This is a genomic window from Nocardioides sp. (genome assembly GCF_024509035.1).
Lineage (GTDB): Bacteria > Actinomycetota > Actinomycetes > Propionibacteriales > Nocardioidaceae > Nocardioides.
On sequence record NZ_JANINT010000438.1, the window covers coordinates 1 to 17,305 of the forward strand.

17 protein-coding genes are annotated in these 17,305 nt (G+C 74.3%); 8 read left to right on the top strand and 9 right to left on the bottom strand.

The genetic code is table 11. From position 1 onward, the window contains the following. From Q0L15_RS23620 to Q0L15_RS23630, 3 genes are all read left to right on the top strand, one after another. Positions 1–859 (top strand): phosphatase PAP2 family protein (locus Q0L15_RS23620; protein WP_366939648.1); only part of this gene is annotated, 859 nt, incomplete at its 5' end. Beyond that, positions 856–1,557: a DedA family protein gene (locus tag Q0L15_RS23625; RefSeq protein ID WP_296607299.1), complete on the top strand. Its 702-nt coding sequence runs from the start codon at positions 856–858 to the stop codon at positions 1,555–1,557. The genes Q0L15_RS23620 and Q0L15_RS23625, both read left to right, overlap by 4 nt. A gap of 51 nt (positions 1,558–1,608) precedes the next feature. Next, complete coding sequence (locus Q0L15_RS23630; RefSeq protein ID WP_296607300.1) at positions 1,609–2,778, top strand: hypothetical protein; 1,170 nt, start codon at positions 1,609–1,611, stop codon at positions 2,776–2,778. On the opposite strand, the gene Q0L15_RS23635 is transcribed toward Q0L15_RS23630, so the two are convergent. Both Q0L15_RS23635 and Q0L15_RS23640 read right to left on the bottom strand, forming a co-directional pair. Then, complete coding sequence (locus Q0L15_RS23635; protein WP_296607301.1) at positions 2,775–3,626, bottom strand: NAD(P)-dependent oxidoreductase; 852 nt, start codon at positions 3,624–3,626, stop codon at positions 2,775–2,777. The genes Q0L15_RS23630 and Q0L15_RS23635 overlap by 4 nt on opposite strands. Continuing rightward, positions 3,623–4,447: a dienelactone hydrolase family protein gene (locus tag Q0L15_RS23640; RefSeq protein ID WP_296607302.1), complete on the bottom strand. Its 825-nt coding sequence runs from the start codon at positions 4,445–4,447 to the stop codon at positions 3,623–3,625. The genes Q0L15_RS23635 and Q0L15_RS23640 overlap by 4 nt, the downstream gene beginning before the upstream one ends. An 85-nt stretch (positions 4,448–4,532) precedes the next feature. On the opposite strand from Q0L15_RS23640, the gene Q0L15_RS23645 reads away from it, so the two are divergent. Beyond that, complete coding sequence (locus Q0L15_RS23645) at positions 4,533–5,537, top strand: helix-turn-helix domain-containing protein (protein ID WP_296607303.1); 1,005 nt, start codon at positions 4,533–4,535, stop codon at positions 5,535–5,537. Here Q0L15_RS23645 and cysE read toward each other — a convergent pair. From cysE to Q0L15_RS23670, 5 genes are all read right to left on the bottom strand, one after another. Beyond that, entirely contained in the window at positions 5,530–6,093 is a 564-nt protein-coding gene (cysE, locus tag Q0L15_RS23650) for a serine O-acetyltransferase (RefSeq protein ID WP_296607304.1), read from the bottom strand. The two genes, Q0L15_RS23645 and cysE, sit on opposite strands and share 8 nt — an antisense overlap. Continuing rightward, positions 6,093–7,022, bottom strand: coding sequence for a cysteine synthase A (gene cysK / locus Q0L15_RS23655; protein WP_296607315.1), 930 nt, complete (start codon positions 7,020–7,022; stop codon positions 6,093–6,095). Before cysK ends, cysE begins: the two co-directional genes overlap by 1 nt. Positions 7,023–7,133: 111 nt before the next feature. Further along, entirely contained in the window at positions 7,134–7,259 is a 126-nt protein-coding gene (locus tag Q0L15_RS23660) for a hypothetical protein (RefSeq protein ID WP_296607305.1), read from the bottom strand. A 53-nt stretch (positions 7,260–7,312) separates the two neighbouring features. Continuing rightward, positions 7,313–7,696, bottom strand: a complete 384-nt coding sequence (locus Q0L15_RS23665) for a hypothetical protein (protein WP_296607306.1) — start codon at positions 7,694–7,696, stop codon at positions 7,313–7,315. Positions 7,697–7,765: 69 nt separating this feature from the next. After that, positions 7,766–10,060, bottom strand: a complete 2,295-nt coding sequence (locus Q0L15_RS23670) for a DUF6351 family protein (protein WP_296607307.1) — start codon at positions 10,058–10,060, stop codon at positions 7,766–7,768. A 183-nt stretch (positions 10,061–10,243) separates the two neighbouring features. On the opposite strand from Q0L15_RS23670, the gene Q0L15_RS23675 reads away from it, so the two are divergent. From Q0L15_RS23675 to Q0L15_RS23690, 4 genes are all read left to right on the top strand, one after another. Continuing rightward, complete coding sequence (locus Q0L15_RS23675) at positions 10,244–10,498, top strand: hypothetical protein (RefSeq protein WP_296607308.1); 255 nt, start codon at positions 10,244–10,246, stop codon at positions 10,496–10,498. Positions 10,499–10,601: 103 nt separating this feature from the next. Beyond that, positions 10,602–13,811 carry a response regulator gene (locus Q0L15_RS23680; RefSeq protein ID WP_296607309.1) on the top strand — a complete coding sequence of 1,070 codons (3,210 nt, stop codon included), beginning with the start codon at positions 10,602–10,604 and terminating at the stop codon, positions 13,809–13,811. Between the two features lie 13 nt (positions 13,812–13,824). Further along, entirely contained in the window at positions 13,825–15,084 is a 1,260-nt protein-coding gene (locus tag Q0L15_RS23685; protein ID WP_296607310.1) for a hypothetical protein, read from the top strand. Between the two features lie 101 nt (positions 15,085–15,185). Continuing rightward, positions 15,186–16,295, top strand: coding sequence for a Glu/Leu/Phe/Val dehydrogenase dimerization domain-containing protein (locus tag Q0L15_RS23690; RefSeq protein ID WP_296607311.1), 1,110 nt, complete (start codon positions 15,186–15,188; stop codon positions 16,293–16,295). Positions 16,296–16,737: 442 nt separating this feature from the next. Here the strand turns inward: Q0L15_RS23690 and Q0L15_RS23695 are convergent, their stop codons facing one another. Together Q0L15_RS23695 and Q0L15_RS23700 are read right to left on the bottom strand one after the other, a co-directional pair. Next, positions 16,738–16,926, bottom strand: coding sequence for a DUF3073 domain-containing protein (locus tag Q0L15_RS23695; RefSeq protein ID WP_296607312.1), 189 nt, complete (start codon positions 16,924–16,926; stop codon positions 16,738–16,740). A gap of 184 nt (positions 16,927–17,110) precedes the next feature. Then, the coding region (locus Q0L15_RS23700) for an AIR synthase-related protein (protein WP_296607313.1) at positions 17,111–17,305 on the bottom strand (195 nt) is incomplete at its 5' end.

Genomic DNA, 17,305 nt, shown 5'->3' on the forward strand with positions numbered 1-17,305 from the left:
GACTGCGACCCGTGCCGTGACCGTGCCGCGCGCTCGACCCCTCACGCCCTGGCCGCCCGTGTCGGGCCCCGGAGTGGTGATCGTCGACGCCTCCGACGACGCGACGCCGACCCGGTCCCGCCGGATCACCTGGTCGTCCGCACGGGCCGCGGGCGCCGAGCTGGCACTGATCGCCGTCGTCTACCTCGTCTACCGCGCCGGGCGGATGCTCACCGCCGGGTCCGTCGCGGCGGCCCACCGCCACTCCGACCTGGTGCGCCACGTCGAGCAACTGCTCCACCTCCCCTCCGAGGCGGCCATCCAGCACGCGGTCGGCGGCGCCCGCCTCTTCGAGGCCGCCAACGTCTACTACGTCAGCGTCCACTTCCCGCTCACGATCGCGTTCCTGGTGTGGGGGTTCGTCGCCCGGCCGCGCGCGGAGTACCACTGGGCGCGCAACCTGATGGTCGTCCAGACCCTGAGCGCGGTCGCGCTCCACATCGTCTTCCCCCTCGCCCCGCCGCGGATGTTCCCGCAGTGGGGCTTCCTCGACACGATGAACGTCTACGGCCCCTCGGCCTACGACGGCGCCAGTGCGACCGTCGCCAACCAGTACGCCGCGATGCCGAGCCTCCACGTCGGCTGGGCCGTCCTCATCGCGGTCGTCGTCGCCCGCACCGGTCCGCGGTGGCTGCGCTACCTGACCGCGGCGCACGCGCTCACGACCTTCGCCGTCGTCACCGTGACGGCCAACCACTGGTTCCTCGACACCGTGGTGGCCGTCGCGTTCCTCGGGCTCGCGCTCGTCCTGTTCCCCGCACCCGGCCGGGTCCGCCTCCCGCGCCGGGTGCGGAGCCTCGCCCGAGCCGGCGCGGCATGATCCTCGACCTGGCCCAGGAGTCGGTCCAGCAGCTGGGCCAGCAGCTGACCGCGGTCGCCGATGGCGACGGGTGGACCGGCCCCCTGCTGGGCGGGGCCGCGGCGTTCGCCGAGGCCGTCCTCGGGGTCGGCCTGGTGCTGCCCGGCGAGGCCGCCGTCAGCTCGATCGCCGCCGCCACCTCGCAGGGTCACCTGCCGGTGCTGGTGGCGCTGGTGACGCTGGGCGCGGTCGCCGGCGACCACCTCAACTACGGGCTCGGCCGCCTGCTCGGCACGCGCCTCCCCGAGTCGCGCCTCGTGCGGCGCATCGGCGTGCGCCACTGGGACCGCGGCGTCGACCTGCTGCGCACCCGCGGCGCGATCGCCCTCGTGGTCAGCCGCCTGCTGCCCGTCGTACGCACGCTGATGCCGGCGGTGGCCGGCGTCGCGCGCCTGCGCTACCGCACGTTCCTGGTCGCCTCGGTCATCGGATCGACCCTGTGGAGCCTGCTCTGGGTGGTGGCCGGGTCGCTGGTGACGGTGGCGCTGCGTGCCGAGACGCCCGGCGCGGTCGCGCTGGCCTCCCTGGCGCTCCTCGCGGTCGGCGCGAGGATGTGGCTGCGGCGGCGGGCCCGCCGCCGCGCCGCCGTCGTGGTGGCCGCGGCGCCGCGGACGGACATCGCGCCCCGTCCGCCGCTCGTCGACAGCGCTGCTGCCTGAGCGCCGGCGGGATGGTTGACCGGCCGCGGCGTACTCGTGAGGGTGTCGCCCATGCGGCTTCGACCCGGTGTCGTCGGTCTCGCCCTCGCGGCGATGGCGGCCTCCGCCTGCACGTCGGCGCGCACCGCCCCCGACCCTGACGAGGCACCGCTGCGGCCGACCTGGTCGGAGGTGCGGCTGCCCGCGGGGTTCGAGCCCTCGCTGCTCGCGCCCGGGCCCGCCGACGACCTGGTGGTCGCCGCGGACGGCGCCGTCGACGGCCGCCGTCCTCCCGAGCTGCTGGACCTGACGGGGACCACGGTCACGTCGGTGCCGGTGCGACCGGCCGGCTTCTACGGCCGGCGGACGGTCTGGCGCGGGTTCGCCGCCGCGGGACGGTCGGTCTATGCCTTCGGCGGCCGCTCGGGCGGTGCGCACGGCAACACCCGGTGGACGGCATGGTCGGGCACCGCGGGCCCGCACGGCCGCCTGGCCGAGGACGTGCAGGACTTCGAGACCTTCGGTGGCCCGACCGCGGGCGGCCTCTCGGCGCTCGTCGCACCACCCGGCGCTCCCCCGATCCTGCTCGGCTCGCGGGTCAGCGAGGCGGGCTCGGGCCTCGACGTCGCGCTGTGGGACCTCGCGGACGGCCGGTGGGTGCGCCGCCCGTCGTCCGGCACGGCGCTCGCGGCCGACGACGACCAGCAGCCCTCGGCCCACGCGCTCGCGCTGCGCGGTGACGGGCTGCTGGTCGCGGGGTCGATCACCTCCTTCGGCGGCGGTGTGCGCACCCAGGCGGCGGTGTGGACCGCGCCGACCACCGAGGGGCCGTGGACGTCGCTCCTCCTGCCCACGGACGGCGACACCGCCTCGAGCGCCGAGACCGCGGTCTGCTCCACCGACGGCAGCTGCCTGGTGGCCGGGTACGCCGGGCAGCGGCTCGCCGCCTGGGCGGTCCGGAGCGACGGCGCGGCGACCGCCCTCGACCTGCCCGATGTGGCGGCCGGTCCGGCACCGACCCGCGTCGAGCTCTCCTCCGGCGATGGCCGCGACGCGCTCACCGTCGTCGCCCCGGACGCCACCGGCCGGCTCCTGGTGCGTACCGGGGACACGTGGCAGGAGGCGCCGGGCCCGGAGGGCGCACTCGACGGCTGTGCCCTTGCCGCCGGGTCGCTGTGGTGCGTGACCGGGTCCGCCACGGGCGCGCGGCTCTGGCGGACAACCCTCGCAGGTTCCTCCTAGAGCGCGCGCAGCACCGCGATCATGTCCTCCTCGGCGTGGCCGCCCGCGACCGTGCGCGCCAGCAGCCCGAGCGCCTCGCCCATCAGCGGCAGCTCCACGCCCACCGCGGCACACAGCTCGTCGATCAGCCGGGCGTTGTAGAGCACGTCGCCCGCCGAGGCCTGGCTGGCGAAGTCCTCACGCAGCAGCTTGTCGAGCTTGATCGTCGAGACCGCGCTCGCCATCGGGCCGGCGTCGAGCACCGACCCGAACACCGCGAGGTCGAGGCCGGCGGCCCGGGCCAGGTGGAACGACTCCACGAGCCCGAGCACCTGCGTGATGAGGAACGTGTTGACCGCGAGCTTCATCGCCAGCGCCTGCGGGACCTCGCCGACGGCGACCACCGCGCGGCACATCGGCGCCACCAGGCCGGACACCGCCGGCACGAGGTCGGCGGGCCCGGCGACCATCGCCACGAGCTGAGCCTGCTCGGCGGGCACCCGGCTGCCCGAGACGGGCGCCTCGACGTACCGCGCGCCCACGGCGTCGAGCGCCCGCGCCAGGCCGAGCGAGTACGCCGGCGAGGTGGTGCCCATGTTGACGACGACCCGGCCGGTGAGCGCGGCGAAGCCCGGGCCGTCGCGGTCGAGCACGGCGTCGACGACACCGTTGTCGGCGAGCATCACGATCACAACGTCGCCGGCGGCGATCGCCTCGGCGGCCGTGTCGGCGACCGTTGCGCCCAGCTCACCGAGCGCGGTCGCCGCGGCGGGCGAGCGGTTCCAGACGACGAGGTCGACGCCGGCGCGGGCGAGGTGGGACGCCATCGGCCGGCCCATCGTGCCCAGGCCCAGGAACGCGGTCCTCACGACGCCGCCACCCCCAGTCGCTCGCACAGGAAGCCGAGCACCGCGTCGCGGGCGGCCGTCGTGGGGTGCCCGACCTCGTCGACGAGGTGCACGGTGAGCACGCTGTGCGGGGAGGCCACGACGTCGCGGTGGAACGGCGGCGGCTCGGGGTTGGCCGATCCGGCCGGCAGCATCACGGCGCGGAACCGGTCGCCCAGGAGCGCCCGGTAGGCGTCGAAACGCTCGCGGCGGCACCATCGGTCGTCCTCGAAGCGCAGCCCCAGGGCGACCAGGTCGTCGCGCTCGAACCGGTCCCGCAGGGCGGCGGCGTCCGGATCGGAGAGCTCGAGGCCGGAGGGGTCGTCGAGCGGCAGCGACGGCTGGCTCAGCACGGGCGCGAGGACGGCGGGCTCCAGGGCCGCGGCCAGGGCGAAGTTGCCGGTGAAGCACATCCCGACGATGCCGACGCCCGGACCGCCACACTCCGCGTGGGCCGACGCCGCGAGGGCGCGCAGCCAGCCCACCACCGGGCTGGTGCCGCCGCCGGCGAGCACCCGGAACTCCGCGCTCACGCACGCGCGGCGCATCACCTCGGCGCCCTCCTCCGCCGTGCCGACGACCCCGGGGCGCCCGAACAGCGAGGGCACGTGGACGACGAACCCGGCGTCGCGCACCCAGCGGGCGAACCGGGCGAGCTCGGGGCTGATGCCGGGCATCTCCGGCATCACGACCACAGCCGGTCCGTGGTCGCCGGTGACGTACACCTCGCGCGTCAGGCCCCCGAGCTCGACGCGACGCAGCTCGAAGTCGGCCAGCTCGTCGTCGGTGACGGCGTAGGACATGGGCGCCTCCTGGTGGTGGGGCGCCTCATGCTGCCCGGTCCCGGGCGTGCGCGACAGAGGCCGGAACGCCGGATTCGATGGCACCATGGCCACCGTGCGGATCGCGATCCTCGCCTACCCGGGCTGCTTCGCCTCGGAGGTGTTCGGGGTGCTCGACGTGCTGACGATCGGGCGGCACGTGGCCGACGGCGCGGCGGTGGACGCCGACCCCGCGGGTGTGGTGGTCGAGGTCGTCGGCGTGCGCTCCTCGCCCCGCATCGAGACCTCGGGGGGCGTCGGCCTGGTCGCGCGGGCGCCCAGCGGCCCGCCGGACGTACTGGTCGTGCCGGGCTTCGAGCCACGAGGACCGCGGACGGACTTCGACGGCGTCCTGGCGGGCCTGGCACCCGAGGTCGCCTACGTGCGGGGTGCGCACGAGTCCGGGGCGCAGGTGGTCTCGGTGTGCGTCGGTGCGTTCCTGCTCGCGGAGGCCGGCCTGCTGGCTGGACGCCGCGCCACCACGTCGTGGGTCTTCGCCCGCGCGCTCGCCGAGCGTTCACCGACCACCGAGATGCAGGTCGAGGAGCTGGTGGTGCGCGACGGCGGCGTGACGACCACGGCCGCGTTCAGCGCGATGTACGACTTCACCCTCCAGCTCCTCGCGGAGCAGCGCGGCGCCGACGTCGCCCGACGCACGGCCCGCGTCGCGCTGCTCGACGACGCCCGCGGCTCGCAGACGCCGTACGTCGACGGCGAGCTGCTGCCGCCCGCCGGCAGCAGCTTCGGGGCCGGCGTGCAGCGCTGGTTGCGACACCACCTCGACGACCCGTTCGACCTGCGCCGGGTGGCCGCCGAGTTCAACGTCAGCCCGCGCACGCTCACCCGGCGGTTCGCCGCCGAGACCGGTCAGAGCGCGCTGCGCTACCTCCAGTCCCAGCGGGTCCGGCGCGCGCAGCACCTGCTCGCCACCACCCAGCAGCCGGTGGCCGAGGTCGCCCGGCGGGTCGGCTACGGCGACGCGGCGACGTTCAGCCAGCTGTTCCGGCGCACGGTCGGCCTGTCGCCGCGCGACTACCGCGCGCAGTTCGGGGCCGGCGACCGACTCAGATGAGCAGGGCGGGGTCGATCGCCCACTCGACCAGGGTGTCGGCCTCCCGGGCGGGGATGCCGACCATCGTCGCGCCGGGCGGGACGTCGCGCACCACGACGGAGTTGGCGCCGATCCGGGCCCCGGACCCGATCGTGACCGGCCCGAGCACGCGCGCCCCGGTGCCGATCACCACGCCGTCGCCCACGAGGGGGTGCCGGCGACCGGCGACCGCGGAGCGGCTGCCGAGCGTGACGCCGTGGTAGATCAGCACGTCGTCGCCCACGATCGCCGTCTCCCCGATGACGACACCCATGCCGTGGTCGATGAAGAGCCGGCGCCCGAGCGTGGCGCCCGGGTGGATCTCGATGCCGGTCACGCCGCGCCCGACGTGCGACACCAGGCGCGCGACCAGCCGACCGCGCGGGTGCTGCCAGAGCCGGTGGGCGACGCGGTGCAGCCAGACCGCGTGCAGCCCGGGGTAGGCGAGCACGAGCTCGGCCGTCGAGCGGGCGGCGGGATCCTGCTCGCGGGCGGCGCGCAGGTCCTCGCGGATGCGGGTCCACATGCGGACGGCCATCAGTCGACCAGGCCCTCGAACAGCGGGGTGGAGAGGTAGCGCTCGCCGAACGACGGGACGATCACCACGATCGTGCGGCCGGCGTTCTCGGGGCGCTGCGCCACCTCGACGGCCGCCTTGATCGCGGCGCCGGACGAGATGCCGACGAGCAGGCCCTCCTCGGTGGCCGTGCGTCGGGCCCAGGCGATGGCGTCGGGCGCGGTGACGTCGACGACCTCGTCGTACACGCTCGTGTCGAGGATCTCGGGCACGAAGTTGGCCCCGAGGCCCTGGATGCCGTGCGGGCCGGGCTGGCCGCCGTTGAGGATCGGCGACTCGGCGGGCTCGACGCCGATGATCTGGAGGCCGGGCTTGCGGGCCTTGAGGACCTGGCCGACGCCGGTGATCGTGCCGCCGGTGCCGATGCCGGCCACGACGATGTCGACCCCGCCGTCGGTGTCCTTCCAGATCTCCTCGGCCGTGGTCTTCCGGTGGATCTCCGGGTTCGCGGCGTTGGCGAACTGGCGCACGGCGACGGCTCCGGCCTCCGAGGCGATCTCCTCGGCACGGCGTACGGCGCCGTTCATGCCCTCGCTGCCCGGGGTCAGCACCAGCTCGGCACCGAAGGCGCGCAGCAGCGCGCGGCGCTCGCGGGACATGGTCTCGGGCATCGTGAGCACGACGCGGTAGCCGCGGGCGGCACCGACCATCGCCAGCGCGATGCCGGTGTTGCCGGAGGTCGCCTCGACCAGGGTGCCGCCCGGGGCGAGCTGGCCCGAGGCCTCGGCCGCGTCGACCATCGCGACGCCGATGCGGTCCTTGACGCTGTTGGCCGGGTTGTAGAACTCGAGCTTGGCCAGCACGGTGGCGCCGGCGTCACCGACGACCCGGTTGAGGCGGACGAGCGGGGTGTTGCCGATGAGCTGGGTGACGTCGTCGTAGACGGGCATGGTGTTCCTTCGATGGATGGTGGCCGCGATGGCGGCCGAGCGATGGGCGCACGGGCGGATGCGCGCGTTGCGGGCCGTGCGATCAGGCACGGGCGAGAGGCAGGCGGCGCGTCAGGACGCGCGACACAGCGCCGAGCGGACCCGGCAGTGATCCACGGCCAGCCGACGGATCAGCGGCACCGAGGGCAGGCAGGCGGACACGACGGACGTCGCCTCGGTCTGCGCTCGCGGGATCACGGTTCCCAGGGTAGCCAACGGCGCCAACCTCCCGCAGGGCCGTTGGTCCCGGGTCAGGCCGTGCGCTCGCGCGGCACCTCGAGGCGTGGGATGCCCCCCAGCCCGAGGCGGTAGCGCACCCGGTCGGCGTACTGCTCGAGGGTGCGCCACAGGGTCTGGTGGGCCGCCCACGGCAGCGGGTCGGCCCCGTGGCGCCAGGTCTCGCCGAACGCGATCCAGACCGGCGTCCACTCGGCGGCGTCGTCCCACGCGCCGCGGCGAGCCATCAGCATCCGGCGACGCAGCTGGAACGCGGCGCGGGGGCCGTCGACGTAGACCGGCGAGGTCGCGACCGGCCAGACCCACAGGTCCAGCGACATCAGGTGCACCTCGAGCTCGTGCAGGACCGCCGGGTCGACCAGCACGGTCGCGACGTTCTCGTGGGGCGCGCGCCTCATGGCGGCACGCTGCCCCGTCTCGGGTCCCAGGTCAATCCCCCGCAGCTGGAGGCGACGCGCGAGACGCGGTTACTTGCGGAGCATCTCCGTCCAGACCGGCGAGACCGTCCCGAGCGCGGAGTGGGCGGGCAGGGGCGGCAGGTTGCGGCCGCCGTACGCCGGGCCGCCGTCGGGCGTGTCGTAGCGCAGCCAGGTCTCGGCGGGGCCCTGGCCGATGCCGGGCGCCGACCAGTCGCACACGCCGTGCGGGAACGTCTCCTCGAGGGTGGCCCACTGCGCGTCGGTGAACGGGATCAGCGAGTCGATGGCATCGCGGTCGAGCGGGACCAGCCGACAGGCGACGACGTCGTTGGCGAGGGGCCCGCCGGCCTCCTGACGGGGCGTGGAGAGCCGGGTCTGCAGCACCTGCAGCTCCTCGACGTCGCAGGCGTCGGCCAGCTGGTCGACCACGCAGCGGTCGGTGACGTCAGCGGGGCGGTCGGCGGCGATCTTCTCGGCGAGCGGCTCGGGGCCGCGGTCCTTCTCGACCGCGGAGAGCCACCGGTCCATGGCGACCAGGGCCTCGTTGGCCCACGTGACGTCGCCGATGAGCGGTGTCGGGCCGAACCACATCACCCGGTTGTCGGTGTTGCCCTGGTCGGCGAGCAGGCGCTCCTGGGTCCAGAAGGCGTGGGCATAGTCGTGCGCGATGCCGGGGTCGGGTCCGCCGTGGTTGATCATCGCGACCTCGTCGAGGTGGTTGGCCTCGTTGATCAGGCCGGTGCGGTAGGCGCGGGCGATCGAGCCGGGGTCGCCGGTGATGCGCTCGGCGGTCGGCTCGGAGTCGACGTCGAGTCCGCCGAGCTTGGCGTTGAGGTCGACGAACTGGGCGGGCGTGATGGCCCCCGATCGCAGCTGCGCCAGGCCGTAGAGGACGCCGTCGTTGGAGAACGGGATGCCGCCGAAGCCGTGGCCGGCCGCCTTCTCCTGCGCCGTCCACACCGAGGACGGGCGTGGGCCCAGCAGGTTGACGAGCAGGTCGAGCACCGAGCAGCGGACGCCGGCCGGGTTGGTCTCGGAGTCGTAGCGGGTGCGCGGGTCGCCCGCGACCGGGTCGAGCGTGCCGGGGCACGCGTGCTCGGGGTTCAGCGCGGCCTTGAACAATCCCTCGTCGGCGACGACCGCGTTGAGGTGGGAGAGGTGGCCCTCCACCTGCGCCATCTGGACGGGGGTCCACACGACGCCCGGGGCCCACCGCGACGGGTCCTCGAAGTAGAGCCGCAGCAGGTGGTAGTCGGCGAACTGCGCGCCGGCGGTGAACACGTCGGGGTAGGAGCAGGTGGTGACCAGGCCCTGGTAGATGCCGGGGTAGGCGTTCGCCACCGTGTGCTGGGCGATCGACCCGCCCGAGCAGCCGGTGCCGATGGTGTAGCGCAGCTCGCCGTACTGCTCGACGAGGCGCTCCTTGGCCATCAGCACCGACTCGGCGTTCATGGCCACGCTGCAGTTGTGGCCGGTGTTGTCCAGGGCCGTGGAGAGCACGGCGAACCCGAGCCCGAGCGCGGTCACGTAGCTCGGCGTCACCACCGGGACGCCGTCGACGGTGCCGGAGTAGTCGGCCAGCGGCGGCGAGCCGGGCGTGTACGACGCGCCGCAGCCGCCGCCGTGGGTGACGAGCAGCTTGTGGTTCCACTGCTGCTGCGGCGACCAGGCCCGCCACGGCTTGCCGGGCTGGAACAGCGTGAGGATCGTGTAGCGGTCGCGGTCCTGGTAGCCCTGCTCGCGGCGCACCACGAACGGCACCTCGACGCCCTGGTCGGTCGTCGTCGTCGCCACGTCGGACGGCGGGTTCGCCGGGTCGTAGGGCTGCAGGTCGGGCGTCAGCGGGTCGGTCGACCTGTAGAGGAAGTCGTACGTCGCCGGCTCGTTGCAGGCCGCGTCCCGCGCGGACTCCTGGCAGCGGTAGTGCCGGGTCTGCGGGCCGGTGAAGACCGGACCGCCGTTGGGGTGGTTGACCACGACGGTGCGCCCGGGGCGGACGCCGGGGACGCCCGGGGCCGTCGCTCGCAGCACGATGCGGCCCAGCGGCAGTCCGCGGACCAGCCCCCAGTAGCGACCGTCGTCGCGGACCGCGAACCGCCGCGTGACGTCGCGGTCGCCCGCCGTGACCCGCACCTGGCGCGCACGCACGCCGGCGGGGATGCGGACGGCGACCAGCACGTCGCCGGCCGAGACCAGGTCGGCGCGGGTCGAGAGCACCTCGACGACAAGTCGCCCTCGGGGTGCGGCACCGCTCGTCGCACCGGTCGCCGGGGAGGTCTGGAGCGGCGCGGCGAGCAGCGGGGCGACCAGGGCGAGCAGGGTCACCAGGAGTCGTGAGCGCATGCCACGACAACGACCGACCATGACGCCCGTCACGTCCTGGGAACCGGCCGTCCCGAGGCTGGGCGCGAGGGGACCAAGGTCCCCGCCCTCGGAGTGCGGTAGTCCGTGTCCGGCACGCTGGGCGCCCTGTTGACTCACCGGTGGACGAGACCCGTCCGTGCGATCCGAGGAGAGAAGCAGGACATGCAGACCACCACCTGGCACGTCGACATCGAGCTGTCCGACGACGGGGACGAGGTCACCGCGGTTGCGAAGCTGCGGGCTGACGAGACCAGCAACGCACCCAGCATCGGTCTGGGGGCCGTCCACCACGACTGCCTCGACCGTGATCCTGCGCCCGAGTTCGCCCTGGCCGCCCGCCGCTCGCTGGAGAGCCTGAGCACCGCCCTGGGCTACTACTCCCACTCCGAGCAGTACGCCGACACCGACCAGGCCTGAGCCCTGCATCGCGGGCTTCGCGAGGCTCACCCGAGAGGGTGTCCGGACCGAGTCGCTGCGGTGAACTTCTCCGAATCGCCCGCCCGTGGGCGATGATCGGAGCATGAGCTCGGTGGGGGACACCGTCGGGGCCGGCGGCCCCGGCCCCGACCTGCGCGCCTTCGAGCTGCTGCCCGACGGCATCTGGATCTTCGACGACGACGGCATCACCACCTACACCAACCGGCGGATGGCGGACATGCTCGGCCGACGCCAGGAGGAGATGCCGGGCACCCGGTTCGTCGACTTCTTCGACGCAGCGGGCAGCCCCATCTTCTGGGAGTGGTTCGGGGAGATGCTCCGCACCGGCCAGGGCCGGGAGAACTTCGAGGCGTACTTCTTCCGTCCGGACGGCTCCACGGTGTGGGGCCTGCTGAGCTCGGCTCCGATCCACGACGCGACCGGGCGACGGACCGGCTGGCTGCACCGGGTGGCGCCGTACACCGAGCGCAAGCTGCTGGTCGACAGCCTGCTCGCGAGCGAGCAGCAGCTCGCCCAGGCCCAGCGCGTCGCGCGCCTCGGCAGCTGGCAGCGCGACGTCGACACCGACGAGATGACCTGGTCCGACGAGATGTACCGGCTGCTGGGCCTGGCACCCCAGGAGGTCCCGTCGACGCTCGAGACGTTGCTGTCCTTCGTCCATCCCGACGATCGCGACCAGGTCGTCCAGGAGGCACGGGCCGCGGCCGCGCAGAGCGAGGAGTACTCCTACGAGGCCCGCATCATGCGGCGCGACGGGTCGATCCACTGGGGGCGGGTGATCGCGTACGTCGAGCGCGACGCCACCGGCCGCGCGGTGCGCACCGGCGGCACCGTGCAGGACATCACCGACCTGCGCACGGCCGACGAGCACGCCGCGGAGGCCACCCGCCGCCTCGAGCTGCTCGGACAGATGGCGACGGCCGCCAACCTCGCGAGCTCGCTCGAGGAGGCCCTCGTCCTCATGGCCCACGGCCTGCCCGACCGCACCGGCTGGTACGCGCTGGGCGCCTGGTCGTACGCCGAGGACGGGACGGCCGCGCCGGTCGAGCTCGCCTCGCCGCCGCAGCCCAGCGTCCCCCTGCCCTTCGACCCCGAGCTCGCCGAGCGGGCCCGGGCCGCTCGGGCCGTGGTGGTCGCCGAGGCCCCGGGCCTCGAGGAGACCCACAGCGTGGTGGCCTTCCCGGTCACCATCGGCGAGGAGGTCGTCGCCGTGGCGGAGGTGCTCGCCGACGAGGTGCCTCCCGACGCGAACGCCCGCCAGCTCATCGCGCAGGTCGCCGGCCAGCTCTCGGTCGTGGCCGAGCGCGAGCGCAGCGCCACCCAGCTCGCCGAGGCCCGGGACGCCGCGATGGAGGCGTCGCGGTTGAAGTCGGAGTTCCTCGCCACGATGAGCCACGAGATCCGCACCCCGATGAACGGCGTCATCGGCCTGACCGACCTGCTGATGCTCACCGAGCTCGACGAGCACCAGCGCCGCCTGACCGAGAACCTCCAGGGCGCCGGGCTCACCCTGCTCGGGATCATCAACGACATCCTCGACCTGTCCAAGATCGAGGCCGGCAAGCTCGAGCTGGAGACGGCCGACTTCGACGTGCGCGCGGTCTTCGACCAGGTCGCCTCGGTGCTCAGCGGGCCCGCGCACAGCAAGGGCCTCGAGCTCGTGGTCGCCTGCCACCCCGACGTACCCGCGCAGCTGAGCGGCGACTCGGTGCGCTTCGGGCAGATCCTCACCAACCTCGGGTCGAACGCGGTGAAGTTCACCGACCGCGGCGAGGTCGTGATCCACGCCCGCGTCGTGGGAGAGACCCCCGAGGACGTGGTGATCCGCGTCGACGTCGCCGACACCGGCGTCGGCATCGACGCTCACCAGCGCGAGCGGCTCTTCGACGCCTTCACCCAGGCCGACCCGTCGACCACCCGCCGCCATGGCGGCACCGGCCTCGGCCTGGCCATCTCCCGCCAGCTGGTGACGGCCCTGGGTGGTGAGATCTGGGTCGAGAGCGAGCCGGGTCGCGGCAGCACGTTCTCGTTCACCGCCCGCCTCGGCCGCGGCTCGGGAGGGACCACCCGACCGCGGGACCGCCAGCCCGCCCTCGCGCTGGCCGGCCGCCGGGCCCTCATCGTCGACGACAACGAGACCAACCGGCTGATCCTCGACCAGCAGCTCTCGGCCTGGCGGATGCGGCCGGTGGCCGTGGCGTCGGCCGCCGAGGGGATCGCCACGCTGCGGGAGGCCGCCCGGTCCGGCGACCCGTACGACGTGGCGCTGCTCGACCTGATGATGCCCGGCGTCGACGGGCTGATGCTCGCCCGCCAGGTGCAGGCCGACCCGACGCTCGGCTCGCCGGCGATGCTGCTGCTCACCTCCGACCAGACCGTGACCCGCGACGAGGTCGAGGCCGCCGGTGTGCGGGCCTCGCTGAGCAAGCCGGTGCGCCACGGCGAGCTGCGCGGCGCGCTCCTCGCGCTCCTGGGCGAGGCCGTCGAACGCCCCGCACCCACCGCGGCCTCCGGGGAGAGCCTCGGCGTGCGCGTCCTCGTGGTCGAGGACAACGAGATCAACCAGATGGTCGCGGCGGGGCTGCTGCAGAACCTGGGGTGCACCGTCGACGTCGCCGGCGACGGGCTCGAGGCCGTCGAGCTGTTGACCCGGCCGCACGAGTACGCCGCCGTCCTCATGGACTGCCGGATGCCGCGCCTCGACGGCTTCGACGCGACCCGGCAGGTCCGGCGTCGCGAGCCCGTCGGCCGGCGGGTGCCGATCATCGCGATGACCGCGTCGGCGATGGAGGGCGAGCGGGAGCGGTGCCTGGCCTCCGGCATGGACGACTACCTCACCAAGCCCGTCGAGCCCGCCGAGCTCGAGCGGGTCATCCGCGAGTGGGCGCTCCCGGCGGAGGAGGAGACCGCCACCGCGGAGAGCGACGGCGATCCGGAGGAGGGCGTCCTCGACACCGAGCGCATCGCGATGCTCGACGGCCTGCGCAAGGACGGCGTCAGCTTCTTCGAGCGCACCGCCGCGTCGTTCATGGGGCGGGTCGGTGACCAGCTGATGGCGATCCGCGCCGCGATCGCGCGCGGGGACGCGATGGGACTGCTGACCTCCGCCCACCAGCTGAAGGGCAGCGGCCTCAACCTGGGTCTCCCCCGCGTCGCGGAGGCGGCCCAGGCCCTCGAGACGCTCGGCATCGAGGGCCGCACCGACGGCGCCGACCCGCTGCTCACCCACCTCACCGCCGAGGTCGAGATCGCCGTCGCCGCGCTGCAGCGCGCGACGACGCAGCACCGCTGACGGACGCCACCCGATGCCACCGGCTGCGCCCACCCTGCCGCGGTTCGCCCTGGCCGGACGGCGACGCCCGGTCGACCTCGTGGTGCCCGGCTCCTCGCTGGGCGAGGTGGTGGCGCCGTACGCCGCGGCGAGCGGGCCCGGCCCGCGGCTCGAGCTCACCTCGGGCGATGACCGGCTCGTCGCCCGCTGCGACGGCACGGCGGCGTGGCTGGAGGTGACGACCGGGGGCGCGACGACCCGGCACCGGTCGCGGCGCCACGCTCGCACGCGCGGTCCGGCGCGCGAGCTGGGGCTCGCGCTCACCGGCACCCGCCTCAGCGTGCTGGCCCGCGGGCCGGGCCCGTGGACGGTGCACGCCCGGGTGGACCTGCAGGGCCGGATCGACACCCGCGACGAGGCCTGGCTGGCCGGCCTGACCAGCGACGCGGCGGTGGCGGGCCGGTTCGGTCAGCTCGGGCTGCGCGACGTGCGCCTGGTCTCCGGGGCGACCGCGCGACAGGCGGACCAGCCGGTGCTGCTCTCGGCGACCAGCGCCGGGCCGGGCTTCTTCGACACGGCCCACACCTCGTTGTGGGAGCTGGACCCCCGCACCCTCGGGCTCACCCACGTGTCGGACCTGTTCTTCCGGCGTCCCGACCGGCCGGGCGCGTACGGCGACCACGCCACCCACGTGCTCCGCGACGGCGACGGGTGGCTGGTGGCGACCAGCACCTGGGGCGACTTCGACCGGCGCCGGCCGAGCGTCGGGGTGACGCTCGCCCGCACGGACGCCGACCTGCGCCGCGGCGTGCACCTCCTCGACGCCGAGCCGCTTCCGCTGCCGGTCGACGGCCTGTCCTCGGTCGGGGTCTGGGACCCGCACCTGGCGCGCACCGAGGACGGCTGGCTGGTCGGGTTCGTGAGCGCGACCCGCTACTTCAGCTTCCACCCGGCACTGGCCGCCGGCCCGTCGCTGGACGACCTCACCCTGTCCGGCGCCGCCACGGACCTCACCCAGTCCGAGGGCACGACCGTGGCCCACCTCGACGGTGCGTGGCGGGTGCTCGCCAGCGACAAGCACACCCGCCGCTACCCCGTGTTCGACCTGGCGATGCGCGAGGTCGGGGCGCTGCAGGCGCCGTACCCCACCAACATCCCGTGGCCGACGCTGGTGCCGGTCGGGGACTCCTGGTTGCTGGTCGGCTTCAACGGGCGGCCGACCGGCGGCCCGGTGCCGGGCTACGGAACGCACGGCGACGTCGTGTTCAGCCGGACGATCCCACCGCCGGCCTGAACGGACTACCGTGTGAGGCAGGACACGGCGCCACCCCTGCCGCGTCCTCCCCGACCGCGCCACACCACCCTCGTGGCCGACACCGAAAGTAGGCGCCACCCATGTCTGCAGCTGCCACCCCCGCACCCTCCCCCGCCGCCGACGTCTTCGAGCTCGGCTCGGAGCACGAGCAGGTCGTCTTCGCCAACGATCCCGCCACCGGCCTGCGCGCGATCGTCGCGATCCACTCGACGGCCCTGGGCCCCGCCCTCGGCGGCACCCGCTTCTACCCCTACGCCTCGACCGCCGACGCGGTGCGTGACGTCCTCAACCTCTCGCGCGGCATGTCCTACAAGGCCGCGCTCGCCGGCCTCGACCTCGGCGGCGGCAAGGCCGTGATCATCGGTGACCCGACGACCCAGAAGACCGAGCCGCTCCTGCGTGCCTACGGCCGCCACGTGCAGTCGCTCGGCGGGCGCTACTACACCGCCTGCGACGTCGGGACCTTCTCCTCCGACATGGACGTCATCGCACGGGAGTGCTCGTTCGTCACCGGCCGCACGGTCGCCCACGGCGGAGCCGGGGACAGCTCGGTGCTGACGGCGTACGGCGTCTTCCAGGGCATGCGCGCGGCCGCGACGGTCGCGTGGGGCGGCCCGTCGCTCGAGGGCCGCACCGTCGGCGTCGCCGGCGTCGGCAAGGTCGGCCACCACCTCGTGCGCCACCTGGTGGAGGACGGCGCCACGGTCGTGGTGACCGACGTCGACGCGGCGTCGATCGAGCGGGTGCGCACGGAGCACCCGGCGGTGCGCGTGGTCGGGTCGACCGACGAGCTCGTGGCCTCGGCCCTGGACGTCTACGCGCCCTGCGCCCTCGGCGGCGCCCTGACCGACGAGGTCGTCGAGGTGCTCTCGGCGCGCATCGTGTGCGGCGCGGCCAACAACCAGCTCGCCCACCCGGGGGTCGAGAAGGCGCTCGAGGAGCGCGGCATCCTCTACGCCCCCGACTACTGCGTGAACTCCGGCGGCCTGATCCAGGTCGCCGACGAGCTCGAGGGCTTCTCCTTCGAGCGCGCCCACCAGCGCGCCACCGGCATCTTCGACACCACGCTGAGCGTCTTCGAGCGCGCCGCGTCCGACGGCGTGCCTCCCGCCATCGCCGCCGACCGGCTCGCCGAGCAGCGGATGCGCGAGGTCAGCCGGTTGCGCGGGGTGTGGCTGCCTGCTCGCTGAGGCTCGCCAGCCGGTGTCGTCGGTCCACCCCGCCACCTGGCGGGGGACGCCCCGTGCGGTCGCCCGGGGACGTCATACGAAGTGGGCGCCCCAGCGACCAGGACGTATGACGTCTGGCGCGCCGCTCCGGGGGCGTCATACGAGGTGGCCGTCCCAGCGACCAGGACGTATGACGCCCCGGGGTGACCACAGGTCGGCGGCATCCCGACAGGTGCGTCTTTCCGGTCCTGGGCGTCGGCGGTCAAGGGCGGCGAAGCCGGCGAAGCGAACCCTTGACGGCCGACGCCCAGGACCGACAATCAAGCACCGGGAGGCCGCCGACACATCGTGGCGACATCAAGGGATCAGGCGCCCCGCCAAGCTGCGAGAACGCACGCCCCGGAGGACGTCCTACGACCCGACCGCGGGCGTCGTGCCCGACGGATCGATGATCCGAGTCAGCTCAGTCGCGCGAGGGACCGGTGTAGTCCGACCACTTCTCGAGCACCTCAGGCTCGACCTGGTCGGTGTCGTCGTCGTCGCTCCGCCCGTGCAGCTCGTTGGCCAGTGCCCCGAAGTCCGTCTCGTGAGTGCGGTACTTCAGGTCGCGTGCGACCTTCGTCTGCTTGGCTTTCGCTCGGCCGCGCCCCATAGGGTCAGCCCCCTCGCACGCTCGGCCGGGGCACGTGGCACCCGGGCTGTCTCAAAGATTTCTCGTGGGGCCAACGCTACCTGCTGGGCGGCTGTTCCCGCACATCCGTTCGGTGTTTTGGACCCCCGGGGCCCGGAACCGGCCCAGAACCGGCCCGGAACCAGCCCGGAACCGGCCCGGAACGTCACCAGCCGGGGTGCTGCCCGACCAGCTCGACGCGGCCTCCGCGCTCGGCGTCGTCCGCGCCGACCGCGGCCACCTCGCCCGCCACCCAGGCGCGTACGCCGTGCTCGCCGAGCACCGCGATCGCGGCGTCGACGTCCTCGGGGTCGGTCAGCGCGACCATGCCGACGCCGCAGTTGAGGGTGGCCTCGAGGTC